20 protein-coding genes and 4 tRNA genes are annotated in these 24,111 nt (G+C 44.1%); 17 read left to right on the top strand and 7 right to left on the bottom strand.

The genetic code is table 11. The features are described from left to right. Positions 1–270: 270 nt before the first annotated feature. The 9 genes from FNC98_RS11160 (at position 271) to purF (ending at position 10,983) form a co-directional block, all read left to right on the top strand. The gene (locus FNC98_RS11160; protein ID WP_143581311.1) at positions 271–1,404 is read left to right on the top strand and encodes a 4-phosphoerythronate dehydrogenase; all 1,134 of its coding nucleotides are present in this window, start codon (positions 271–273) and stop codon (positions 1,402–1,404) included. Between the two features lie 28 nt (positions 1,405–1,432). Further along, the gene (locus tag FNC98_RS11155; protein WP_143581310.1) at positions 1,433–2,452 is read left to right on the top strand and encodes an aspartate-semialdehyde dehydrogenase; all 1,020 of its coding nucleotides are present in this window, start codon (positions 1,433–1,435) and stop codon (positions 2,450–2,452) included. Positions 2,453–2,686: 234 nt separating this feature from the next. Further along, entirely contained in the window at positions 2,687–4,693 is a 2,007-nt protein-coding gene (locus FNC98_RS11150) for a FimV/HubP family polar landmark protein (protein WP_143581309.1), read from the top strand. Between the two features lie 106 nt (positions 4,694–4,799). Continuing rightward, positions 4,800–5,591: a tRNA pseudouridine(38-40) synthase TruA gene (gene truA, locus FNC98_RS11145; protein WP_143581308.1), complete on the top strand. Its 792-nt coding sequence runs from the start codon at positions 4,800–4,802 to the stop codon at positions 5,589–5,591. Positions 5,592–5,815: 224 nt separating this feature from the next. Continuing rightward, positions 5,816–6,682, top strand: coding sequence for an acetyl-CoA carboxylase, carboxyltransferase subunit beta (gene accD / locus FNC98_RS11140; RefSeq protein ID WP_143581307.1), 867 nt, complete (start codon positions 5,816–5,818; stop codon positions 6,680–6,682). 178 nt (positions 6,683–6,860) lie between these two features. Beyond that, positions 6,861–8,141, top strand: a complete 1,281-nt coding sequence (gene folC, locus FNC98_RS11135) for a bifunctional tetrahydrofolate synthase/dihydrofolate synthase (RefSeq protein WP_143581306.1) — start codon at positions 6,861–6,863, stop codon at positions 8,139–8,141. 9 nt (positions 8,142–8,150) lie between these two features. Then, entirely contained in the window at positions 8,151–8,789 is a 639-nt protein-coding gene (locus FNC98_RS11130; protein ID WP_143581305.1) for an SPOR domain-containing protein, read from the top strand. 167 nt (positions 8,790–8,956) lie between these two features. Beyond that, positions 8,957–9,439, top strand: a complete 483-nt coding sequence (locus FNC98_RS11125; RefSeq protein ID WP_143581304.1) for a CvpA family protein — start codon at positions 8,957–8,959, stop codon at positions 9,437–9,439. 26 nt (positions 9,440–9,465) lie between these two features. Further along, the gene (purF, locus tag FNC98_RS11120) at positions 9,466–10,983 is read left to right on the top strand and encodes an amidophosphoribosyltransferase (protein ID WP_143581303.1); all 1,518 of its coding nucleotides are present in this window, start codon (positions 9,466–9,468) and stop codon (positions 10,981–10,983) included. A gap of 62 nt (positions 10,984–11,045) precedes the next feature. On the opposite strand, the gene FNC98_RS11115 is transcribed toward purF, so the two are convergent. From FNC98_RS11115 to FNC98_RS11100, 4 genes are all read right to left on the bottom strand, one after another. After that, entirely contained in the window at positions 11,046–11,645 is a 600-nt protein-coding gene (locus tag FNC98_RS11115) for a Yip1 family protein (RefSeq protein ID WP_143581302.1), read from the bottom strand. 233 nt (positions 11,646–11,878) lie between these two features. Beyond that, positions 11,879–12,244, bottom strand: a complete 366-nt coding sequence (locus tag FNC98_RS11110; RefSeq protein ID WP_409574551.1) for a hypothetical protein — start codon at positions 12,242–12,244, stop codon at positions 11,879–11,881. Beyond that, positions 12,211–13,578: an aldehyde dehydrogenase family protein gene (locus tag FNC98_RS11105; protein ID WP_143581301.1), complete on the bottom strand. Its 1,368-nt coding sequence runs from the start codon at positions 13,576–13,578 to the stop codon at positions 12,211–12,213. Before FNC98_RS11105 ends, FNC98_RS11110 begins: the two co-directional genes overlap by 34 nt. 84 nt (positions 13,579–13,662) lie before the next feature. After that, positions 13,663–14,319, bottom strand: coding sequence for a TetR/AcrR family transcriptional regulator (locus tag FNC98_RS11100; protein ID WP_143581300.1), 657 nt, complete (start codon positions 14,317–14,319; stop codon positions 13,663–13,665). Positions 14,320–14,733: 414 nt separating this feature from the next. On the opposite strand from FNC98_RS11100, the gene FNC98_RS11095 reads away from it, so the two are divergent. The 3 genes from FNC98_RS11095 to FNC98_RS11085 all read left to right on the top strand — a co-directional run bounded on the left by FNC98_RS11095 (position 14,734) and on the right by FNC98_RS11085 (position 19,367). After that, positions 14,734–16,410 (top strand): M10 family metallopeptidase C-terminal domain-containing protein, encoded by a 1,677-nt coding sequence (locus tag FNC98_RS11095; RefSeq protein WP_143581299.1) that lies wholly within the window; start codon positions 14,734–14,736, stop codon positions 16,408–16,410. Positions 16,411–16,569: 159 nt separating this feature from the next. Further along, positions 16,570–17,328 carry a tRNA isopentenyl-2-thiomethyl-A-37 hydroxylase MiaE gene (miaE, locus tag FNC98_RS11090; protein ID WP_143581298.1) on the top strand — a complete coding sequence of 253 codons (759 nt, stop codon included), beginning with the start codon at positions 16,570–16,572 and terminating at the stop codon, positions 17,326–17,328. Between the two features lie 104 nt (positions 17,329–17,432). Continuing rightward, complete coding sequence (locus tag FNC98_RS11085) at positions 17,433–19,367, top strand: DUF885 domain-containing protein (protein WP_143581297.1); 1,935 nt, start codon at positions 17,433–17,435, stop codon at positions 19,365–19,367. A 16-nt stretch (positions 19,368–19,383) separates the two neighbouring features. Here the strand turns inward: FNC98_RS11085 and FNC98_RS11080 are convergent, their stop codons facing one another. Both FNC98_RS11080 and FNC98_RS11075 read right to left on the bottom strand, forming a co-directional pair. Next, positions 19,384–20,121 carry a UDP-2,3-diacylglucosamine diphosphatase gene (locus FNC98_RS11080; protein WP_143581296.1) on the bottom strand — a complete coding sequence of 246 codons (738 nt, stop codon included), beginning with the start codon at positions 20,119–20,121 and terminating at the stop codon, positions 19,384–19,386. 2 nt (positions 20,122–20,123) lie between these two features. Further along, complete coding sequence (locus FNC98_RS11075) at positions 20,124–20,615, bottom strand: peptidylprolyl isomerase (protein ID WP_143581295.1); 492 nt, start codon at positions 20,613–20,615, stop codon at positions 20,124–20,126. Positions 20,616–20,839: 224 nt separating this feature from the next. Here FNC98_RS11075 and cysS point away from each other — a divergent pair, with 224 nt between their 5' ends. After that, positions 20,840–22,222, top strand: a complete 1,383-nt coding sequence (cysS, locus tag FNC98_RS11070; protein ID WP_143581294.1) for a cysteine--tRNA ligase — start codon at positions 20,840–20,842, stop codon at positions 22,220–22,222. 61 nt (positions 22,223–22,283) lie between these two features. Here cysS and folD read toward each other — a convergent pair whose 3' ends face one another. Next, positions 22,284–23,141 (bottom strand): bifunctional methylenetetrahydrofolate dehydrogenase/methenyltetrahydrofolate cyclohydrolase FolD, encoded by an 858-nt coding sequence (gene folD, locus FNC98_RS11065; RefSeq protein ID WP_143581293.1) that lies wholly within the window; start codon positions 23,139–23,141, stop codon positions 22,284–22,286. Between the two features lie 291 nt (positions 23,142–23,432). On the opposite strand from folD, the gene FNC98_RS11060 reads away from it, so the two are divergent. The 4 genes from FNC98_RS11060 (at position 23,433) to FNC98_RS11045 (ending at position 23,826) form a co-directional block, all read left to right on the top strand. Continuing rightward, a tRNA-Pro gene (locus FNC98_RS11060) sits at positions 23,433–23,509 on the top strand. Positions 23,510–23,583: 74 nt separating this feature from the next. Beyond that, a tRNA-Arg gene (locus FNC98_RS11055) sits at positions 23,584–23,660 on the top strand. 7 nt (positions 23,661–23,667) lie between these two features. Beyond that, positions 23,668–23,743 (top strand) — tRNA-His (locus tag FNC98_RS11050). A 6-nt stretch (positions 23,744–23,749) separates the two neighbouring features. Continuing rightward, a tRNA-Pro gene (locus tag FNC98_RS11045) sits at positions 23,750–23,826 on the top strand. Positions 23,827–24,111: the final 285 nt, after the last annotated feature.

The raw sequence follows: 24,111 nt of genomic DNA, 5'->3' as shown, positions 1-24,111 counted from the left end.
GACTTAATTGAAACCACAATCAAACTATAGCCTATGGATTTTTGTTCAAAGTCTTGCCATTTGCCTTTATTTGATTGTGTTAACCGAAAAGGGCCATCATTCGGTTATTTCTCATATAAATTTACTATCAAAATATTTGCCTGATTCGCTTAGGTTTTATTGGCTAACGGGCCAATGCGGGGTAAACTGAATGTTAATGAGTTAATCCCTAAGAAGTGATATAACCCTGGTCTAAATGGTCGTTGTTACCGCTTGTCCAGCGTTTTTGCTATGAATATTTATTTTGATGAAAACATTCCTTTTGCCAACGAGTTTTTCGCAGGCTTTGGCAACTTAAAATCATTCTCAGGTCGAGATGTGAAAGCCGCAGATATTGCTGATGCCGATGTCTTGCTGGTTCGCTCTATTACCCGGGTTGATGAAAACTTATTAAAGGAAAATGAGCGTATCCAATTTGTCGGTACCGCAACCATAGGCGTCGATCACATTGATACCGAGTATCTATTGAGTCGAAATATTAGTTTCTCATCGGCGCCAGGTTGTAATGCGATATCGGTTGGGGAATACGTGATTAGTTCGCTACTGGTTATTTGTCAGCGCAAGCAGGCAAACATTGCCGATTTCACCGTAGGGATTATCGGGGCAGGTAATACCGGTTCTGCTGTCGCCAGAAAACTGGCAGCGATGAATATCCCTTATAAGCTTTACGATCCGTTACTGGCCGAAACGGATGAGCGGGAATTTTCCGAGTTTGCTGATATTCTCAAGTGTGATGCGATTTCCCTGCATGTACCGTTAACTCGCGATGGTGAATATCCGACTTATCATCTGTTTGATGAAAAAGTTTTGTCACAGTTATCTGCTGAGCAAATCCTACTAAATGCCTGTCGTGGAGAGGTTATTGATAATCAGGCATTGCTGGCACAAAAGCTTGCCGGGCAGGGGCCACAACTGGTTTTGGATGTTTGGGAAAATGAACCAGATGTGCTGCTCGAATTGATCGAGTACTGTCAGATAGCAACGGCGCATATTGCCGGATATAGCTTAGAAGGAAAATCTCGTGGAACTGAAATGCTTTATCAGGCATTATGTCAGCTTACACAATTAGAGCCAAAGCTCGAATTACGGCAGTTTATGCCCGCCGGAGAATTTATTGTGCGAATGGAGCAAACCCCAATCGCCAGTGAACAGGCAAGGATGGAAGAAATATATCGACGCGTGTTTCAGGTTTATGATGTGCGCCGCGATGATCAGATTTTCCGCCAACAGCTGTTGAAAAAAGGCTTTGATGCGATTCGTAAAAACTACCCGGTCAGACGGGAGTTCAGTGCGTTAGAATTATCAGCCCGGGATTCTTTAGTACCAGATATGCTAGGGGCTCTGGGTTTTACGATACAAGAGTAATGAATAACAACTAAGTATGGAAAACAACATGGGACAAAAATTTGATGTCGTTGTTCTTGGAGCAACAGGGTTAGTCGGTAAGCACATGATGGAAATTCTTGAAGAGAGAAAATTTCCAGTAAACAACCTTTATCCGTTGGCGAGTAGCCGCAGCGCTGGTGAAATGGTTGAGTTTAACGGCGAAAGCGTCGAAGTGCTTGATGCAGACACCTTCGATTTTTCCCAGGCTCAAATCGCCTTCTTTTCAGCCGGTGGCTCCACATCTGAAAAATTTGCGCCGATTGCCGCTGATGCCGGTTGTGTTGTTATTGATAACACCTCACAGTTTCGTTACGACGATGATATCCCGCTTGTGGTTCCAGAAGTTAACCCTCAGGCTTTAGCGGATTATCGCAACCGCAATATTATCGCCAATCCAAACTGCTCAACCATTCAGATGATGGTGGCTCTTAAACCAATTTATGATGCCGTAGGTATCGACCGTATTAATGTTTCAACATACCAGTCAGTATCGGGCGCTGGTAAAACCGCGATTGAAGAGCTGGCGAAGCAATGCGCTGACTTATTATCAGGTAAGCCAGTAGAAGCGAAAGCGTTTTCTCGTCAGATCGCGTTTAATGTTATCCCACAAATCGATTCATTCGAAGATAACGGTTATACCCGTGAAGAGATGAAGATGGTTTGGGAAACCAAGAAAATTCTTGGTGATGAAAATGTTTTGGTAAATCCTACCGCTGTTCGTGTACCGGTATTTTATGGTCACGGTGAAGCCTTACACATTGAAACCACTCAGCAAACGTCGGCTGAAGAAGTTAAAGCGCTGTTGGCACAGGCTCCTGGAGTCGTGGTTTGTGAAAATGATGAAGATTTCCCAACTCAAGTTGGCAACGCCAGTGGTAAAGATGAGACTTTCGTGGGCCGTATTCGCGAAGATATTTCGCATCCAAATGGTATCAATATGTGGATCGTTGCTGATAACGTTCGTAAGGGTGCTGCTACCAACTCAGTTCAGATTGCGGAATTGTTGATTGCAGAGTACCTGGGATAATCGCTAACACCACAATTATTGCAATTGATAAAGCCAGTGCAATCCATTTGCTCTGGCTTTTTTGGTGGTATTGAACAAGTTATCGCCAATTGGTCAGAGAAAGTCACGCTAACTTATTGACAGCGCTAGTATCTCGCAACGATCTGGGATATATTATCGGGTGATAACAAAAAGTCGCGCTAATCCAATCGGTTTAAATTATTTTGATAAACGTGAGAAGGAAGGACCTGATTCATGACTATTTATCGCACATCTAAATTTAAATCCTCACTCATTCCTGGGTTAATAGCCGCTTTGTTAGTTGCTCCAGCTGGCACTGCTCTGGCGCAACAAGCTGATAACACTGCGACTGAACAGGATATATTTGTTGGGGACAACCTGTCTACTTATGGGCCTATTAAGGCTTCAGATACCTTGTGGAAGATTGCTAACGCCTATCGTCCCGATGATTCTGTTACCAATTATCAGGTAATGGTGGCTCTGTTTAAAACCAATCCTAATGCGTTTGTAAATAACGATATAAATTTTTTAATACAAGGACAGTATTTGAGAATTCCTACGTTAGCGCAGATCAATGAGGTTGTGCCTTTCCACCGTCAAAACGACAGTGATGATAGCCTAACTAAAATTAATCAGGCAATTGCCAGTAATGTCAAACCTGAAGCAGGTAAGCAGGGTTTACCGGTCACCCCGGTTAGCGCAGAGTCGACCACGCAACAACCCCAAACCTTACCTGAAACCGATTCTAAGCAATTGCTTGTGGAAACCGAGCCATCTGTACAAGTGTCGCAAGTTCACAAAACTATTGACACCAATGTCGCTTCCAATGAAGAAGTACAAAGCACAGCACAAGGCGTAGCTGAGCCGACGATGGCTAGCGCGGAGACAGAATCTTTGCCCGTTCAAAGCCTAAAACTTGAAGGTGTCAGTGAGCCGGAATCAGAATCCGAAGCTCAGGTTTCTAACCGTGAAGTTGAAGAGAGCCTGGCAGCCGTTGGCGTTAAGCTTGACGACTTGCAGTATGAGCTTGAGCGTTCCAAACAGAATCAGGCGGAACTGGACAAAAAACTGGAAGAGCAAAATGCTCTGTTGTTACAAGCTAAGAAGCGCGAACAGAAGTTAATGGCTGAACAGGCTGCGCTGAAAAAACAAAATGATGGCTTGTTTAACAGCCCAATCGCTTATTGGTCGGTAATCGGCTTAATGTTTGTCTTGGTAATCGTATTAAGCGTACTGGTACAAAGGCGCCGCCGTGTTGAAAAAGAATTGTTGGCTTTGAAACCACAACTATCTGAAAAGCAGCAGGTTAAGCAACCGGCGAACAAGGCTAATTCCAGACAGAATATGCCACAGACAAACGAGAAGTCTAAACCGGCAAAAGATAAAAAAGCTAACCTTGCAAAAGCCGAAGACAGCTCTGTATTGCAACCTTCGAGTGTACTATTCAATGCCAAGGTATCGGATATTGAGCCAGCTAAAAAACAAAAGCCGGCAACCAGCAAAACAGCGCTGCAAGGCAACGACAAAGCTCCTGATGCAATTGCTCAGGCGTTTGCAAAAGTAGATTTGAAAGATTCGCACGTTGAACCGCAAGCGCTGGTAAGTGAAGCCGACTTATTGGCTAACCTGGTGAAAAACCAAGCCAACGACACCTTAGATAATGATCTCAACATGGATCATATTATTGATGATATGGTTGATGAGGAAACTAAGGCAAAACCTGCGAAGTTGCATTCAGATACACAGTCGCCAGGCGAGATTGATTTATCATCTGCTCAGCTTAAAGAAATTGAAGATTTTGACGATGTCGAATTCGACAAGCTGTTAGAAGAAATTTCTAACGAATCTCAACATCTGGTGGTTGACTCAAAAAGCCAGGAAGCGACTGCTGAAATCGAACCGGTTAGTACCTTTCAAGCAGTGGCACAGGAGCCGCAAAATTTCGTAGAAATTGACGAGCTAATCGCGGACTCAGAATCATCAACACAAGATCCAGAGCCTTATCAGGAAGGTAAAATAGACGTTGGCTTGGATGAGTTCCCAGAGTTTACTCAAAACGTCAACCCGGTTAATGTCGATGATGATAAGCATGGTGTTAATGCCAAACTTGATTTAGCTCAGGTTTATATCGAGATCGGTGATGAAGATAATGCTGCGGTTATTCTTAAGAATGTGATGAAGCTTGGTAATTCAAGCCAACAGCAACAAGCTCAACAGTTGCTGTACTCTCTGAAATCATAATCTTTGATTTACTTTTGCAATAAAATACCGGCTTAGGCCGGTATTTTTTTATCGATTAACCATAATAAATGTACGATAATGCGCACCGAAATTGACGGAGGGCAAAATGCGGTTTGCATTGGGTATAGAATATGATGGCAGTCGTTATCACGGCTGGCAGCGTCAAAACGACGTAATGAGCGTTCAGGGCGAAATTGAAAAAGCCTTATCTAAAATTGTGAACAAACCTACAGAAGTCGTCTGTGCCGGGCGCACGGATACGGGTGTTCATGGTACCAATCAGGTTGTTCATTTTGATTCTCCCTATGATCGTGGTTCCGCTGCCTGGACGCTAGGCATGAATACCTTAATGCCCAAGGATATTGCCGTTCGTTGGAGTCATCCCGTTGCCGAAGAATTCCATGCTCGTTTCAGTGCGACGGCACGCCGTTATCGTTACATTATTTACAATGGTATTTACCGTCCGGCAATTTTTGCCAAAGGCTTAAGTTTCTGTCATCAGCCTTTAGATGAAAAGCTCATGCATGAAGCGGCACAGCAATTGGTTGGGCAGCATGATTTTACCTCTTTTCGGACGGTTCACTGTCAGGCCCATTCTCCATTGCGCACCATCATTCATTGCGATGTATCTCGCCAGGGCAACTATGTCATTATCGATATTAAGGCGAATGCATTTTTACATCATATGGTACGTAATATCGCTGGTAGTTTGATGCGTGTAGGGCGCAAGTTAGAAGAAGTAAGCTGGATTAGCGAAGTGTTATATTTAAAAAATCGCTGCAAAGCCGGGATGACCGCACCCGCTAATGGCCTGTATTTTGTGGATGTCGATTATCCTGAATCCTTTCAATTACCTAAATCTCCTTTAGGGCCGCTTTTTTTGAATAATGAAATTTAACGAAATTAGCGGAAGTTTAGGGTATTTTTTAATCAGTTGACCGCTATAATAACAAAAGATCGCGACAACGCTGACCAGTTTTTTCTGTAGTTCGCTGGCAAAAGTATGGTTTAATTGGCGTTTATTAAAGATTAATGGTTCCCCTGTTGAATTTTGAACGGGAGAACAACGAGAACGGGTTGTTCATCTAGCCCCTAGTAACCAAAAATAGGCATAAATTACCCATGAGCTGGATTGAAAAAATTCTACCGAAAGCAAAAACGTCGACTGCCAGTAAAGCCAATATTCCTGAAGGCGTCTGGAGCAAGTGTACTTCGTGTAATGCGGTTTTATATAAAGTTGAGCTAGAGCGTCAACTTGGTGTGTGTCCTAAATGTGATCACCACATGCGTTTACCGGCGAGAAAGCGTCTGGAAGCATTTCTTGATGCAGGTGAAAAAGTCGAAATTGGTGCTGAGCTAGAGCCACAGGATAAATTAAAGTTCAAAGATTCGAAACGGTATAAAGACCGCATCTCGGCGGCGCAAAAGGCGACTGGCGAGAAAGACGCCATTATCGTTATGAAAGGCGAACTGGGCGGCATGCCGGTTGTTGTCGCTGCTTTTGAATTTGCTTTCCTGGGTGGTTCTATGGCTTCCGTTGTCGGTGCACGCTTTGTCCAGGCTGCTGAAATCTGTTTAAAAGAAAACTTACCGTTGATTTGTTTCTCGGCCAGTGGCGGTGCTCGAATGCAAGAGGCATTGATGTCGCTTATGCAAATGGCAAAAACCAGTGCTGCGCTTGCTAAAATGAGTGAGAAAGGCTTACCTTACGTGTCGGTGCTGACGGATCCGACTATGGGTGGTGTTAGTGCAAGTTTGGCAATGCTAGGCGATATTAACGTTGCTGAACCGAAAGCCTTGATTGGTTTTGCCGGGCCTCGAGTTATTGAGCAGACGGTAAGAGAAAAACTTCCTGAAGGTTTCCAACGTTCAGAATTCCTACTTGAGCATGGTGCGATTGACCTTATTGTTGATCGTCGCGAAATGCGTCCACGTTTAGCGCGCTTGATTGCCAAGTTCATGGGGAAGGATGAACCACAAATCAGCTAACGCCATTAGCGGTAGGGCATTGAATAATTAGCGAATATCAGTTTAAACGTAACTCGCTTGTATTTATTTGGTGTCATATTGGTAAGTGAATCGGGTATAATTCCTTGTAATCGCCCCTTGGGGACTGCAAGAAATATTTCGAACAGAACACTTACTTACCGTGATTGGTGTTAAAAACATGACAAAAAAAATGAATAGCCACTTATCTTTAAATACCTTAGATGAGTGGCTTTTTTATTTAGAATCCATTCATCCGGTTGAGATCGATATGACCTTAGACCGGATCCTAGTGGTAAAAGAGCGACTAAATATCGCATTTGCCGATAAAAAAGTTATCACCGTTGGTGGTACGAACGGTAAGGGCACCACCTGCGCCTTTATTGAGAATGCATTGATAGCATCTGGGTATAAGGTCGCCGTATACTCTTCTCCTCATATTGAGCGTTTTAATGAACGTTTACGCGTCAATAAGGCATTAATAGATGATCAGTCGTTAATCGATGCATTCAGAGAAATTGAAAACCAACGTCGGGAAATTTCTCTGAGTTACTATGAATACACAACACTAGCAGCCCTGATGATTTGCCAGCAACGGGATATCAATTATGTGATTCTTGAAGTCGGTTTAGGAGGGCGCCTTGACGCCACCAATATTATTGATGCTGATGTTTCAGTAATCACCAGTATCGATTTAGATCATCAACAGTTTTTGGGAAACGACAGAGCCAGTATCGGTTTGGAAAAAGCGGGTATTTGTCGTACCAATCGCCCAGCCGTGATTGGTGAGCCGAATTTGCCAGAACCGGTAAAAGGCTATCTAAGTGAACTGCAAAGTATCAATTATTATCGCAATGACGCGTTTTTCGCCGAAGACAACGAAACGGAGCCTGGACACTGGCACTGGCATTTCGACAATGTACGATTAACTAACCTGGTTCCCCCAAATATCCCTCGAGACAATGTGGCAACGGCCTTGATGGTGCTGTCATTAATCAGTGATGATGTGACCAGAACATTGACCACGGAAAATGTAAATCAGTGGATTTCGCAAACCAAGGTTCCGGGCCGAACCGAAATTGTCGCGCGTCATCCCGATGTTATGCTCGATGTTGCCCATAATCCGCACGCGGCAAGACACCTAGCCAAAGTTATTGCCAGTAAGAATTACCAGCGAGTACACGCCGTGGTAGGTATGTTGGCGGATAAAGATATTGATTCGACATTAGCAGCCATCAAAGATCAGATAGATGATTGGTACCCGGTGAGCCTTGGTGTTGGTCGAGCCGCAGACGCTCAAGTCTTGGTCGAAGCCCTGGCAAAATTAAAGGTAAACACTATTGGCTTTGACAAAGTATCGGATGGCTTTAAAATAGCAAAAGATAATGCTAATAAAAATGACATGATTTTGGTGTTTGGATCTTTTTTTACCGTCGCTGAATTCAAAAAGTCATGTCTCTAAGGAGCCCCTTTGTCTACGCCGTTTCAAAACAGACTAGTAGGTACCATCATAGTTGCAGCCGCTGCAGTAATCTTTTTGCCTGAGTTCCTCGATGGTGAAAAGAAAGCATATCAATCCCAGTTTGAAGAAATTCCTCAATCTCCCGATGCCCTGAATGTGGTCGCCATTCCTGCGATGAATGAACAGGCGCTGATTGCCAAGGCAAAACCCGAACCTTTAGCGAATGAGGTGGCGTTAGATGACGAACCGGTATTCGAATCCGGTAACCCGGCAAAAACGCCAACAGCGATAATCGAAGAGCCCGATGAGGCGGAGCCGGTAACTCAGGCTCAGGCGGCAAAGCCTGAAAATGGTGCCAGTAAGGTTGCCAAGATTGAAGCAAAACCGAAATCTAGTGCTAAGGCCTCTGGCTGGGTTATCCAGTTAGGGAGCTTTCGTCATAAGAATAATGTTCAGCAATTGCAGGACAAGCTAAAAGATGCAGGCTATACGGTATTCACCCGGCCAGTAAAAACCCAGGGTGGTACCTTAACGAAAGTATTTATTGGTCCTGCCGTAAATCGCAGCATGTTGGAAGCCGAACTTTCAAAATTACATAAGTTAACCGGCGTTCAGGGGCGAATCGCAAAGTTTGAACCGCTCGGTTAGATTTCCATGCCCGCTAGATTGAAATGATACTTGCGGGCAACGACGACTCAGACAAAATGTTAACCTGATAGTGAAGCATTTTGTTTACATAAAATTGCCATAAATGATTAGTATGTAAAGCACGGATTCTGTTAGAATGCGCCGCGTAACGAATAGGATGACGACAAATGGTTTGGGTTGACTACCTGATTTTGATAGTGATTGGGATGTCCATGCTTATCAGCCTGGTAAGAGGGTTTGTTAAGGAAGCTGTCTCATTAGTAATCTGGGTATGTGCGTTTTTTGTTGCCAGTACATTTTATCAGCAACTTGCCGCATATCTAGTCAATATCCAGGATGATGTATTACGAAACGCAGCCGCAATAGGCATATTATTTGTTGCAACCTTAATACTCGGCGCCATGATAAATTACATTATCGGGCAGCTGGTAGATAAAACGGGATTAACGGGAACGGATCGGGTACTTGGCTTAGTATTTGGTGGTTTGCGAGGCGCATTGGTCGTCAGTGCAGCCTTGTTCTTTCTGGATGTATTTACGCCCGCACCGTCTTCACAGTGGTGGCAGGACTCCATGTTAATTCCCGAATTTAGGGTAGTGATAGAGTGGTTTTTTGCGTACGTTGAATCCTCTTCAAGCTTCCTATCTTAGCTAGATATTTTCGGAGAATATATTTCATGTGTGGTATTGTTGGCATTGTTGGCCATTCGCCCGTTAGCCAAGCTTTATATGATGGTTTAACCGTTATTCAACATCGAGGGCAGGATGCTGCCGGTATTGTGACGATAAGTGACAATACATTTCGACTTCGCAAAGCTAATGGCCTGGTAAAAGACGTATTCCATACCCGCCATATGCTGCGTCTGCAAGGTGATATCGGTATTGGCCACGTTCGCTACCCAACCGCCGGTACTTCAAGCTCCTCTGAAGCTCAACCTTTTTACGCTAACTCTCCCTACGGTATTTCCCTCGCTCACAACGGTAACCTTACCAACGCCGACGAACTGAAGTCCTGGTTATTCAACAAAGCTCGTCGTCATGTGAACACCACATCAGACTCCGAACTGCTTTTAAATATTTTTGCCCATGAATTACAACAGGCGAAGAACCTAGAGTTAACCGCAGAAGATATCTTCCAGGCGGTAAGCCAGGTTCATAACCTGGTTCGTGGCGCGTATGCTACTGTGGCATTGATTATTGGTCATGGTATGGTGGCGTTTCGTGATCCAAACGGTATCCGCCCACTGGTCTTCGGTAAGCGTGAAACCGAGAACGGCATGGAGTACATGGTTGCTTCAGAATCGGTCGCACTTGATGCCTGTGATTTTGAGTTTATTCGTGATGTCGCTCCTGGCGAAGCTATCTACATTACCGAAGACGGTCAGCTATTCTCCAGTCAGTGTGCGCAAAACCCTACATACAACCCATGTATTTTTGAGTTCGTATATTTTGCTCGCCCAGATTCAACCATCGACAAAATGTCCGTCTATGCCTCTCGCGTAGAAATGGGAACGGCTCTGGGTAAGAAGATTGCCCGTGAATGGGACGATTTAGATATTGATGTTGTAATTCCGATCCCGGAAACGTCGAATGATATCGCCCTACAAATTGCCCATCAGCTAGGGATTCCTTACCGTCAGGGTTTTGTTAAGAACCGTTATGTTGGCCGTACCTTTATTATGCCGGGTCAGGCAGAGCGCAAGAAATCAGTTAAGCGTAAATTGAATGCGATTTCTCAGGAATTTAAAGGCAAGAATGTATTGCTGGTAGATGACTCTATTGTTCGCGGAACCACATCAGAACAAATCATTGAGATGGCTCGTAATGCTGGTGCCAAGAAAGTGTACTTCGCATCTGCGGCTCCTGAAGTTCGCTTTCCTAACGTGTACGGTATTGATATGCCGTCAGCGACTGAGCTGATTGCCCATGGTCGCGAGCTGGAAGATATTTGTGAGCTAATTGGCGCTGACAAGCTAATTTTCCAGGATCTGAAAGATTTGGTTGCTGCTGTTGGTAAAGGTAACAAAGACATTAAAGCCTTCGAAACATCGGTATTCAATGGCAGCTACATTACTAACGACATTGATCACAGCTACCTAGAGAAGCTGGATGCGATGCGAAATAATGAGAGCAAAGAGCAATCGGATAAAGAAGCCGATTCCATCTTAGACCTTCATAATGAAGGTAGTGATTAAGTCTCAAACTAATCAATAAAAAAGGCGCCTGAAGGCGCCTTTTTTGTCATTAGTTTCGAGTGTTAGCCTGTGAACTCAGGCCCAAACCCCAGTGTCCACATCATTGCTGTTGCAGCCAGGACGCACACTAACAGCACCAAGCCGCAAGTGACTACTGAGCTTGCATAAATGAAGCCTTTCTCTTCAGGTATGTGCATCAGAATAGGCGTGCCAGAATATAGCAGATAAACCGAGTATGCGATCGCTATCATTCCGGCGATAGAAAACACCCAAAGTACAGGATAAAGCGCTGCAACACCCACCATTAGTACAGGCGTTGACGCATAAGCTGCCAACTCTAACGATTGAGAGATGTTAGGTTTGGCATCAAAGGTTTTCGCCATCCAGTGAATCAGGTAGGTTAATGCCGCCATAGATACAATGATCGCGCAGTACATAGACACTGCTAGTAACAGGGCGCTGGATTTTGTCAGCATTATCGGATCGCCAGCGCCGATGCGCCAACCAATGTGAGCTGCGGCGAAGTAACCACAAATTGAAGGTATTAAAGCTACGATTAAGATATGTGCCATGCTGTATGCAATACCTTCATGGCGTGAATCAATTTCGTTCCATTCTTGTCTTGGGTGGGCGTACAATCCCCAGATATGATTTAGGATCATTATTTTCTTCCTCTTTCGCTATCCCCAGATAAGCATCAACTACTCATGCTCGCTATTTTGCCTTTATTGTTATGGTTTTATTCTTGTTTTAAGAAGGCATAGTTATATTTATGTAGTATGTGCAACAAATAATCAAGACTTGTTTAAAAAATACGCGATAAAACTGTTTTAGATCAAGATTGACAGGGGAAACAGGGGGGGATAACCGGTTAACAAAAGAAACCGCCTAATATTCAATATCTTTTGATTCTGGTTACTTTCATATATTCAATCTCCATTCCGGCAATCTGCTCTGTGGCGGAGTAATAGGTAATATTAACGTTTTGACCGTTCAAGCTCTGGTACATCTGTTTACGACGATATTTAAATGGTACCGAATAGCCACAAATCATAATCGTGTTTAGATACCACTCTCCGTCTTCTCGCTGAACGTGGGAGGTAACTTTGACACCGTCTAATTGATTGAGAGCGTTATGCTTGTTCAGCAGTTGTTTAACTTGTTTGTTCATAGAATCTCTTAAGTTTAAAAAAAAAGCGCCATCAGGCGCTTTTTCAGTTTCGCTTGTTAGCGAATTTTTTTCAGAAAATTTAGCTTCCACTCTTTGTATGGTGCAAAACGCATTGGCAAATCCGCCATAAATGGACGTTTCAATACTGACTTTAGATGCGAGAAATTATCAAATCCTGATTTTCCAGAGTATTGACCCATACCGCTCGGTCCTGTTCCACCAAATGGCAAATCAGGCACAGCGTTGAACATTACTACGTCATTAATACATTGGCTACCGGCACTAATTTCCTGTTGCCACTGTAATTTCTGCTCTTTATCTTTGGTAAAAATATACGCAGATAATGGTTTGTCTCGCTCAACTACAAACTTTTTAGCGCTGGCGAAATCCTCGATACAGACAATTGGTAGAATCGGTCCGAAGATTTCTTCAGTCATGACTTTTGAATCCATTTCCGGATTGACCACGATAGTCGGTTCTATGTAACAATCTTCGATGGAGTAATTACCGCCATGAACAATTTCTCCCGAATCGAGATAACTAGCTAAACGCTCGGTATGACGCGGGTTGATAATTTTTCCGTAGCTCTTACTTAATTGTGGGTTGTCGCCGAACATAGACTTAACCTCTTTGGTTAATGCTTCTACCAGAGGTTTAACCATGTATTTATGGGTTAGTACATAATCCGGAGCGATACAGGTTTGGCCGGCGTTCATCCATTTACCCCAGGCTAAACGCTGGGCGGTTATCTTGATATTGGTGCTCTGATCTATGTATACAGGGCTTTTACCACCAAGTTCTAACGTAACTGGAGTCAAATGCTTAGAAGCGGCAGCCATCACGATTCGACCAACGTGGCCGTTGCCGGTATACATGATGTGATCGAATCGCAATTCAAGAAGCGCAGTGGATTCATCGATACCACCTTCGACAACGGTAACCGCCTCTTTATCCAGATATAAAGGAATGATGGTAGCCAAAAGTTTTGATACGTTGACAGCCATCTCAGAAGGCTTGACGATTGCACAGTTACCAGCGGCAATAACCGCGACTAACGGTGCTAACACGAGCTGAAGAGGGTAGTTCCATGCTCCCATGATAAGTACGCTGCCGACAGGCTCAGGAACGATATAAGAGGAACCTGGTTGGGCAACGACCGGGGTAGAAACTTTTCGTGGTTTCGCCCATTTTTTCAGATGTTTGATCGTATGATCGACATCGCCGGTTACATAAGAGATTTCTGTGATCCAGGATTCCTGCTCAGGTTTTCCTAAATCTTTGTCTAATGCGTGAATGATCTCGGCTTCATGGTTTATCACCATTGCCTTGATTTGCTGTAATTGCTCTTTTCGCCAGTTTAAATCGCGAGTAACATTGGTTTGAAAATATCGACGTTGGGCGTCGAGAATGTCTTGATAGTTCAAAATAAACGTCCTGGATAACTATTTGTAAGTCTTGATTTTATGATTAATCACAGGAGAGGTTGTGGGGGTGGTCGCCGCTTAAGTTTAGGTTTTTAACCCCATCACCCAGCTCAGTTGACGTTTGACCAGCATCCTGATTTCACTCATCTTAACGCTTTGTGGGGGCAAAGGTAAATACATATACTGAATTCGCGTAAACGCTATCATCATTAATTCTGCGTTAATGCTCGGGTCTATCCGGTTAAAGTAACGACACAATTTAATAAATGGTTGTTTTAGCTGCAGAATGTGAGAAAACGCAATGCCTTTCAATTCTTCAGAGTACATCATTTCAGTAAAAAATATTTGTTCAACAGCCAAACCTGTTGGACGGTTAATAATATTGTCATACATGTGGCGAGAGGCAATATCACTAAGTTGCTCGCACAAAAGTTTACGGACACTAACCTTGCGCCGCTCTGCCGCGGTATAACTTTCGATTAAAGAAAAGCCTCTTAACCACTGCCCAGAGTTTTCTGCAACAAACCGCTCAGCGCTCAGCTGAATCGCTTCACTAATCAGTTGCCTGATATCAACGAAATAGTAGGTGGTCAGAGATAGCTGAATTTGAGCCTGATGGGCTACAGCTCTGTGGGTTGTGCCTTTTATTCCTGACTGCGCGATAACTTCAATTGCAGCGTCGAGTATTTTCTGTCGGGTTTGCTCGCCCTTCGGGCTTTTCTTCAAACTTGTCCTTGCCATAAATATCACTTCCTTGTCATTTAACGTATGGTTTTTGGCGGTTTGTAAGCACTAGCTTAATCCCCATCAGATTTGTAGGCAATTGATTTTTTTCAATATCCACAGAGGCCGGATCAGTGAAAACCCTACAATAGCTATGGTTTATTTAAAAGTCAGTTATATCAACTTTGCCCCTTTGGAATATTAAGGTTTTATGAAGCTTTTATTACGCTTTTGTTACCAGCCAGGGGGTCAGCAAAACGTCATTCTGTTTAGGTCAATGGATTTAAAGGCTGCAGGTGATATGTTACGAAAACGATACAATAAACCCCATTTATATTTTTAAAATATTTATAAATTACATGGAGATAGATTGTTTCATTCATTACTATCAAATTGCAGTTGATTATTTTTCATTCAATTAGAGAGATACCCATGTCAGTAACAAAAATAACGAAAAAACATTTCGCAGTAAGTCTTACCCTTGGAACCTCGTTAATTGCATTTGCCGGTTTAGCAAGTGTTCCAGATCAACTTCCAGAACAATTACAACCGGATTTTAATGTCCTGGTTGAGCCCGAAAACTACAGTATTGACCCGTACTCTGGATTCGTCTTCAGAGAAAAGGAAATTGCTGATCTACCTCGCGTCATCCAGCAGATTTTTACCGGTTATACCAACTCGGTTAGCGGTGGTATCATTACTTACAACTTTCCAGAAGGTAAGCGCCTGACGGGTTTGTATAACAACCCTAATTACGGATTCACTGCCGGGGATGGACTAAGCGGTTTTTCCGAGGCGCAAAAACAAAGTGCGCGCAAAAGCATAGAATTGTGGGACGATTTAATTGCACCTACGTTCGTAGAAAAGGGCGCTCAGGGCGCAGACATTCAGTTTGCGAATAGCTTCGATCCAGGTCAGGCCTATGCTTACTATCCTGAATATGGTTTCACCAAAGCCAAGGGCTATAAATTTTTCAGCGATATTTTTGTCGCATCTCCAGAGAGGAACTGGACCAATGCCTGGTTGAGCTTTGGCGGGTACGGCAGTACTACTTTAATCCATGAAATAGGTCATACGCTCGGTTTGAGTCATCCAGGCGCATACAATGGCGCAGGTGCGACAAATTACGTAAGCCAGGCCGAATATGCGCAGGATAGTAATCAGTATTCACTGATGTCTTACTGGGGCGATGAAGAAACCTCAAACCAACCATTTTCCTTTGGTATCGTTGATTGGAGTACTGGTTTTTATAACTATCCTCATACGCCTATGGTTCACGATATTGTCTCCATTCAAGCGGCTTATGGTCCTGATCTAACCACTCGTGCAGATGATACGGTTTATGGCTGGAACTCAACGGCCGGCAATGAGGTTTATGATTTTTCTAAAAACCTGTTCCCTATCGTGACGATTTATGATGCTGGAGGTATAGATACCATCGACATGTCCGGGGCGAATGCCAGCGTCTTTATCGATTTGAACCAAGGCCAGTTTAGTTCTGGCGCTTCGGCGGTACCGAGTGAAGATGTTATCAACAGCCGCCGTCAGTTAATGCGAGATGCGGGGTTTGTGGGCCTTGCTAATGTAGCTCCGGGCACAAGTGCTTTCTGGCAGGGTCTCACTACCTCTGCTCATCAAGGCTACTTAGCATTTGAAACCGGCGTTAGTGGTTTAGGTGTAACATCCCACGATAACATTGCTATCGCATACGGTACCGTTATCGAGAATGCCACCGGCTCTGGCGAACGTGATTACCTCAAGGGTAACAGCGCCGCTAATGTGCTAACCGGTAATGGTGGTGATGATGTCCTTAATGGCTTAGCAGGTGCTGATACCTACGTTGGCGGAGAAGGGTTCGATACTTTTGTATTTTCAGTAATTGAATCCGGTGATAGGGTCTCGGACTTCGCTACCGGTGAAGACTTTATCGATTTGCGTGCAACGGGTGCAAACTTTGTTTATATCGCCGACGCCGCATTTAGTAATGTTGCGGGGGAATTGCGTTATGCAGATGGTCTTCTTCAAGGAGATGTTAATGGCGATGGCGTAGCGGATTTATCAATCGATTTAGACGACGCTGTGCTGAATGCTGGCGATCTGATCCTCTAATTTCGATGCCAATAGGCGGGAAAGCTTTTGTGGCTGTTCCCGCCTTTTTTCGTCTCTTACTACGCATCTTAACGGTAACAATTTTACGCATCATTATTCCTGTCCCTGTGTTAAAATCTGCGACCTTGTTAAAACCCAACCTCTTGTCAGTAAATTAGCATGTCGAGTGAAAACCTGTTAGCGCCAATTTTATCTTTTTTGCAATGTGAAACACCGGACGCCTGGATTGAAAAAGCCAGGCAACCAGAACAGTTAGATTTATTGCTTACCGACCACATGATTTGTGAGCTTAAAGCTGCGCAAACAGCAATGTGGCTGATTCGTAAGTATGCGGTGGATAAGGAAAGTGGCGATGAATTATTAAACTGGTTGCAACCCTATGAGAAGTTTATTTACCGGAAAGAGGGGGATCTGCAAAGTTTGTCGCAGAAGTTAAAATTTTCGAAGGCGATTGTACCTAAATCCGATTCAGGCATAGGTAATGAGCTTGTCGATAAAATGGTGTTGCTGATCAAAGAAGAGTTGCATCATTTTTATCAAGTATTAGAGATCATGGAAAACCGCGGTATCGTTTATGAAAACATTACGGCTGGACGCTACGCCAAAGGATTAATCAGCCATGTTAAAACCCACGAACCGGAAACCTTGGTCGATAAACTGATTTGTGGTGCGTATATCGAAGCCAGATCCTGTGAGCGTTTCGCAAAGCTGGCGCCACACCTGGATGATGAATTGAATAAGTTTTATGTGTCTTTACTTCGCTCCGAAGCCAGACATTACCAGGATTACCTCAAGCTTGCCGAGCAGGTTGCAGGTAAAGATATCAGCGAACGTATCGCTTATTTTGGACAAATAGAAGCCGAATTGATTAATACTCCTGATAGTGAATTTCGTTTTCATAGCGGACTCCCGGCTTAAAAACCTGCCGCGGCGATTTGCGCAACCTGATACTGGGGCTTATATTTTTACTAAGCCCCTTTTTGTTTCCTGCAGTATGGAAAAATAACCCAGGAACCAGGTCAATGCGATTCGCTAATATTTCTCGTGGCTTTTTAGCCACCACGTGTCTGTTGCTCTTCGCCTGTGAGAGCACTTCTGAAACACCGCAAGCGGTGTCTGAGCCGCAAGTAAATACGAGTAGCTCGATGGTAAAACCAACCACTGCAATCGAGGCTGATGCATCGATGCCAGCGGTCAGTGAAACCGAACGATTAAACCTCTGGTTCGAAGAAAAGTATGAGCAACAACTGCAGATGAGTCCGCTGCTACTGACTCGTATTGGCCGCAAAGATCAATATGACAAAGTCGATGATTTCTCCAAACAAGCCATGGAACAACAGTTAAGTTGGTATGCGAATACGGTCGATGAATTAAAAACTCATTTTGATTATGAAGCGTTAACACCCGAAGCTCAGGTTTCTTATGATATATGGGTCTACCAATTCCAGTTAGCCAGAGACCGCTTACTGTATTTCAATAACGAATTTGTTTTTACTCAATTACATGGTATTCAAACTACCTTACCTCAGGTACTGATTAATTTTCATCGCGTAGATAACAAGGCGGATATGGAAGCCTATATCAAGCGAATTCTGGCCATGGCCGATCAGCTCAATACCTTACTTGCCATTGCTAAAGAAAAATCCGAGGCTGGCTATCGCCCTCCTAAGTTTGCTTATCAAGGAGCGATTCGCCAAATTAACAATATCATTCGTGGCGAACCGTTTCATCAAGGTGCAGACTCGCCACTTTGGGTTGATATCAAAGCGAAAGTCACCGCCTTGCAAACCTCCGGGCAAATAAGTGCGGCTGAGGCCCAAAGTTTAAGGTTTAATGCCCGTAAGGCTCTAACTCGAGATTTATATTCCGCTTATCGTAATATTACTGCCTGGATGCAACGGGATATGCGTCTGGCCGCAGTCAATCCAACCGGCGCCTCGCGTTTTACTGATGGTTATGCCTATTACGAATATCGACTAAGGCTTGCAACCAACAGTGATTATAGTGCTGATGATATCCACCAAATTGGCCTCGATGAGGTAGATAGAATCACCGAAGAAATGATAGATATTAAAGACTCTGTGGGGTTTAGCGGCAATCTAAGCGAGTTCTTCCAGTATCTGCAAGACGACTTTCGTTTTTATTATCCCAATACCGATGAAGGAAGAGCCGAATATCTGCAGCAAACCGAGGCGAATCTCGAATTTATTGAATCGCGTCTAGAGCAATATTTTGCCACCTTGCCGAAAACCAAATTGCAGGTAAAACGTGTTGAGTCATATCGTGAACAGGATGGTGGCGCACCGCATTACTTTCCCGGTACACCCGATGGCAGCAGACCGGGGGTTTATTACACCCACATGTCGGATATGTCAGCCTTACACAAAAATGATATGCAATCGATAGCGTTTCATGAAGGCAGCCCGGGACATCATATGCAAATATCTATTGCCCAGGAATTAACAAGTTTACCGACGTTTCGTACCCAGGCGCAATTTGATGCCTACATCGAAGGTTGGGCGTTGTATGCCGAGTATCTTGCCAAAGAAATGGGGGCTTATGAGGACCCATATGCAGATTTTGGCCGGTTAACCACAGAGATGTGGCGAGCAGTCAGGTTGGTTGTTGATACCGGTTTGCATTCCAAAGAATGGACGGAACAACAAGCCGTAGATTATTTTATGCAGCATACGCCGTTGTCAGAGGATGTGATCCGCTCCGAGGTCAGACGCTATTTAGTTTACCCTGGACAGGCAACGGCCTATAAGATTGGTATGATGAAAATCCAGTCGTTGCGTAAACTTGCCGAAGCAGAGCTTGAAGATGATTTTGATATTCGCCAGTTTCATGAAGCGGTATTAACCAGTGGGGCGTTACCCTTGCATCTGTTGGAGAAAAATATCGACTTTTGGATTGAGAGCAATTTTGTTGGTGGAACACCTGTGGTTGTGAAATAGGCGTGTGTGTTCAAGGTTAGGTAGGAACAAACGGTTGATTTAACAATTCCATCTGGCCATCTTCGACTTTTAACCAGGCACCTTGTTCATACCAGTCACCGAGAACGATTCGAGTGGCTGGTTTTCCTTGAACGTCAAAATTATGGACTGCAGGTCGATGGGTGTGACCGTGGATCAGCAGGTCGCACTGACTGTCTGCCAGTACTTTTTCTACTTCTGATTGGGTAACATCCATGATTTCCTGTGACTTCTTTGACGTCGACATCGCGCTTTTGGTTCGATAGTTTTGAGCAATTTTACGACGCAGTGCTAACGGTAGTCTGGTCATAAAGCCTTGCCACCACCAAGTACGGGATTTCGCCCGAAACTTTTGATAATCAATATCCCGGGTACACAGGGTATCACCATGCATAATTAGTGCTGGCTTGCCATCAAGTTCGATAAGTTGTGTATCCGGTAATAAGGTCATACCGCATTGTTCGGCATATTTTTTACCTAATAGGAAATCACGGTTTCCCTGGATAAAGAAAATCTCAGTACCAGAGTCGCTTAAGCTTTTAAGCGCGGTCGCCACAGAAGAGGAGAGGGGGGTTACATTATCGTCGCCAACCCAGTATTCAAACAGGTCGCCAAGGATGTATAGTTGATCAGCTTTGCTGGCGGTATTTTTTAAGAATTCGAAAAAACAGGCCGAGATATCGGCCCGTTCATCACTTAAATGCAAGTCAGCAATAAAGTAAATCAATCTGGACAAGATTAAGCGACTTCCACTGACTCTACGATGATTTCTTCTTTAGGTACGTCATCGTGGAAACCGAAGCGACCGGTTTCGACTAAGGTCATTTTGTCGACAACGTCCATGCCTTCAACAACCTGGCCAAATACACAATAACCCCAACCTTGCACGGATTCGTTTTTAAAATCTAAGAAACCGTTATCGACAAGGTTAATGAAAAACTGTGCAGACGCTGAATGAGGATCCTGAGTTCGCGCCATTGCTAATGTACCGCGCTTATTGCTCAGACCATTATTGGCTTCATTTTCAATCGCTGTGCGTGTCGTTTTCTCGTCCATGCCGGATTCGAAACCACCACCCTGAGCCATAAAACCTTTGATTACACGATGAAAAATAGTGCCGTTATAGAAACCTTCCTGACAGTATTGCTTGAAGTTCTCTGCCGTTTTAGGGGCATTTTCAAAATCCAGTTCGATTTTAATGTCGCCTAAATTGGTCTTAAATGTGATCATAATTTGTTCCTGTTTTGGGAAACATACTTAAATAGATAAGAGCTGAATTGTACTCAGGCTTTGCTATAAGTACAAGAACACCGGGATATTAAGGGGTTATAGCTTGTAATTGCCGGGCGGTTGCTTTTCGTTGAATGGCCACAGCCCCTTTAGTTATGTCAGGGCTTAATGTACAATTGCCGCCATTATTTTCCCCGTATTTTTTATTCAATCGAGAACGATAAATGTTACACGTATACAATACCCTAAGTCGTAAAAAGGAAGAGTTTAAACCTATCACACCAGGAAAGGTGGGTATGTATGTGTGCGGTATTACCATTTATGACCATTGTCATATCGGTCATGCGCGAACCTATGTTGCATTTGATGTTATCGCACGATATTTGCGCCACCTCGGATATGATCTGACCCACGTTCGTAACATCACCGACGTTGATGATAAAATCATCAAGCGTGCTGCAGAAAATAACGAAAGCTGTAATAGTCTGACCGAGCGCATGACTGCTGATATGTACGCTGATCTTGATGCCTTAAACGTAGAGCGTCCGGATATCGCGCCCAAGGTTACCACGCATATGCCGGAAATCATTGCCCTTGTTGAGCGCTTGATTGAGCGCAAGCATGCTTATGTTGCCAGTAATGGTGATGTGATGTTTGATGTCAGCTCTTATGCTGATTACGGCAAGCTCAGCATGCAAAACCTGGAAATGTTGCAGGCGGGCTCTCGTGTTGATGTCGATGAAGCAAAACGTGATCCTTTGGATTTTGTTTTGTGGAAAATGGCCAAACCTGGTGAACCATCCTGGTCTTCGCCATGGGGCGAGGGGCGCCCTGGTTGGCACATAGAATGTTCAGCGATGAATTCCAAGCACCTTGGTGAGCACTTTGACATCCATGGCGGTGGCAGCGATTTACAGTTCCCACACCATGAAAATGAAATCGCTCAGTCTTGCTGTGCTTATGACACGCCATATGTGAACTATTGGCTGCATGGCGGTATGGTGCAGGTAAACAAAGAGAAAATGTCAAAATCACTGGGCAACTTTTTTACCTTACGCAGTGTGCTTGAGCAGTATGACGCGGAATCCGTCCGATACTTCCTGGTTTCGAGCCATTATCGGAGCCAGCTAAATTACTCTCAGGAAAACCTTGCGCAGGCAAGAGCTAGTTTAGAGCGTATTTACACCGCTTTGCGAGATATAACCCCTGCCAAAGTTTCTCTTGCTGGAAACGAGTATGTGGCTCGCTTTGAAGCAGCGATGAATGATGATTTCAACACGCCGGAAGCTTTACCCGTTCTATTCGAACTTGCTAAAGAAGTGAATCGTCTAAAGTCCGATGATGCGCAAAGGGCCAGTGAGTTAGCTTATATCCTGGTAACGTTAGGGGCGGTGATTGGCATTGCACAATCGGAGCCTGAAGCATTTTTGCAGGGGGCGGCTAATGATGATGCTGATAGCGAATTAATTGAGCAATTAATTGCGCAGCGTAATCAGGCACGTGCTGACAAAGATTGGGCAAAAGCTGATCAAGCTCGCGACAAGCTTAAACAGATGAATGTGGTTCTGGAAGATAGTGCAGGCAAAACCACCTGGCGTCGTGGTTAATTAAGCAAGCATAAAAAAAGCCGGAAAATCCCGGCTTTTTTTATGACCAATAACTAGCGGATTAACTCTCGCTAAATTCTTCGCAGGCGATCAAGGTATTTTCAATCAGGCTGGCTACCGTCATTGGGCCAACACCCCCAGGAACCGGAGTAATAAAGGCCGCTTTATCTTTAGCAATGTCAAATTCGACATCGCCAACCAATTTACCGGTAGATAACCGGTTGATACCTACATCGATGACAATAGCACCTTCTTTGACCCAGTCTCCCGGAATAAATTCAGGCTTTCCTACAGCAACAACGACCAAGTCAGCTTCGCGTACCTTTTGCTCTAAATTTTTAGTAAAACGGTGAGTTGTAGTGGTAGTGCAACCTGCAAGTAACAGTTCCAGAGTCATAGGGCGACCAACAATATTGGATGCGCCGATAATCAGGGCGTTTAGCCCATGTGGCTTAACACCCGTAGATTCAATAAGCGTCATAATGCCTTTTGGCGTACATGGACGCAGGCCTGGCTGGCGCAAAGCGAGTTTACCCACATTGAACGGATGGAAACCGTCGACATCTTTTTTCGGGTTGATGCGCTCAATGATTAAATTTGCATCTAAACCTTCAGGTAAAGGTAGCTGAACCAGAATACCGTCAATTTCAGGATCCTGATTTAACTGGTCAATAACATCTAACAGTTCCTGTTGAGACGTAGTTTCCGGCAAATCAAAAGATTTAGAAACAAAACCAACTTCTTCACAAGCGCGGCGTTTAGAGCCAACATAAACTTCCGATGCAGGATCATTACCAACAAGGACCACGGCTAAGCCCGGCGCTCGCTTGTTATTGTTTACTCTTTCTTCAACACTGGCCTTCACCGTTTGGCGAATTTGCGCAGCAATCTGTTTTCCATCTATAAGGGTCGCTGACATTGAATTTAAAACTCTGGTAACTGGAATAAAAAGTTGCCGCTATTTTCCCACATATCCGGGCATTGTTGTAGAGGCATATAAAGCAAAAATAGAAAATGATCCGTGACAGGCTCGAATCGTATAGAATAGTAATTGATCAAAAATAACGGTAGCGAAAGCCGCATTTTAATCGTTTTTGCGAAAATGCTTTAAAATTGAGCGAACAGTCATAAAATCTAAAAAAATGTTTGACGACCTTATCTCGCATAGGTAATATGCGCATCCGTTGAAGCACGACAGTGTTTTAAGTGTCGGTGATTAGCGCAGCTTGGTAGCGCACTTGGTTTGGGTCCAAGGGGTCGCAAGTTCGAATCTTGCATCACCGACCACTCTTCTTATCTTTGATAAGATTTTGTTAGCGTTTGATTTCTTTAATCGCTAGAATAACCTGTAAGGTAGTTTTGCGCCCTTAGCTCAGCTGGATAGAGCAACGCCCTTCTAAGGCGTGGGTCGTAGGTTCGACTCCTACAGGGCGTGCCATACCGTGGTGGCTGTAGCTCAGTTGGTAGAGCCCCGGATTGTGATTCCGGTTGTCGTGGGTTCAAGTCCCATCAGCCACCCCATCTTGTCGGTGATTAGCGCAGCTTGGTAGCGCACTTGGTTTGGGTCCAAGGGGTCGCAAGTTCGAATCTTGCATCACCGACCATCTTTCTTCCCTGTTAAATGTGTACGCAATCGCTGCAGAACCATTCGAACACGTGTTTTTCCAGCAATTTGTTATTATACCAATCCCATTAAATTATTGCTCACTCAGTGAGAATTTAAAGGCTTTTAGACAAGGCTTTGATTGCAGAGAATGGTTATTCCATTGTCAAAATCAATAACGCAGAATAAATGCCTTTAAAACTCACCCGTAGGGAGTTAGTGAGAGGCCCATTTACTGCCCTATATTTCATTAATATAGAATGACTATATCAATAAAATCTATGTT

The sequence above is a fragment of the Thalassotalea sp. PS06 genome (assembly GCF_007197775.1).
Lineage (GTDB): Bacteria > Pseudomonadota > Gammaproteobacteria > Enterobacterales > Alteromonadaceae > Thalassotalea_A.
Note: the sequence above shows the minus strand (reverse complement) of the source record. Positions and strands in the feature narration are given on the sequence as shown.

Coding starts and splice junctions, on each gene's coding strand:
- purF (WP_143581303.1), top strand. CDS start 9,466: ATGTGTGGTATTGTTGGCATTGTTGGCCATTCGCCCGTTAGCCAAGCT.
- folD (WP_143581293.1), bottom strand. CDS start 23,141: ATGTCAGCGACCCTTATAGATGGAAAACAGATTGCTGCGCAAATTCGC.
- cysS (WP_143581294.1), top strand. CDS start 20,840: ATGTTACACGTATACAATACCCTAAGTCGTAAAAAGGAAGAGTTTAAA.
- FNC98_RS11160 (WP_143581311.1), top strand. CDS start 271: ATGAATATTTATTTTGATGAAAACATTCCTTTTGCCAACGAGTTTTTC.
- miaE (WP_143581298.1), top strand. CDS start 16,570: ATGTCGAGTGAAAACCTGTTAGCGCCAATTTTATCTTTTTTGCAATGT.
- FNC98_RS11075 (WP_143581295.1), bottom strand. CDS start 20,615: ATGATCACATTTAAGACCAATTTAGGCGACATTAAAATCGAACTGGAT.
- FNC98_RS11095 (WP_143581299.1), top strand. CDS start 14,734: ATGTCAGTAACAAAAATAACGAAAAAACATTTCGCAGTAAGTCTTACC.
- FNC98_RS11085 (WP_143581297.1), top strand. CDS start 17,433: ATGCGATTCGCTAATATTTCTCGTGGCTTTTTAGCCACCACGTGTCTG.
- FNC98_RS11150 (WP_143581309.1), top strand. CDS start 2,687: ATGACTATTTATCGCACATCTAAATTTAAATCCTCACTCATTCCTGGG.
- accD (WP_143581307.1), top strand. CDS start 5,816: ATGAGCTGGATTGAAAAAATTCTACCGAAAGCAAAAACGTCGACTGCC.
- truA (WP_143581308.1), top strand. CDS start 4,800: ATGCGGTTTGCATTGGGTATAGAATATGATGGCAGTCGTTATCACGGC.
- FNC98_RS11115 (WP_143581302.1), bottom strand. CDS start 11,645: ATGATCCTAAATCATATCTGGGGATTGTACGCCCACCCAAGACAAGAA.
- FNC98_RS11100 (WP_143581300.1), bottom strand. CDS start 14,319: ATGGCAAGGACAAGTTTGAAGAAAAGCCCGAAGGGCGAGCAAACCCGA.
- folC (WP_143581306.1), top strand. CDS start 6,861: ATGACAAAAAAAATGAATAGCCACTTATCTTTAAATACCTTAGATGAG.
- FNC98_RS11155 (WP_143581310.1), top strand. CDS start 1,433: ATGGGACAAAAATTTGATGTCGTTGTTCTTGGAGCAACAGGGTTAGTC.
- FNC98_RS11125 (WP_143581304.1), top strand. CDS start 8,957: ATGGTTTGGGTTGACTACCTGATTTTGATAGTGATTGGGATGTCCATG.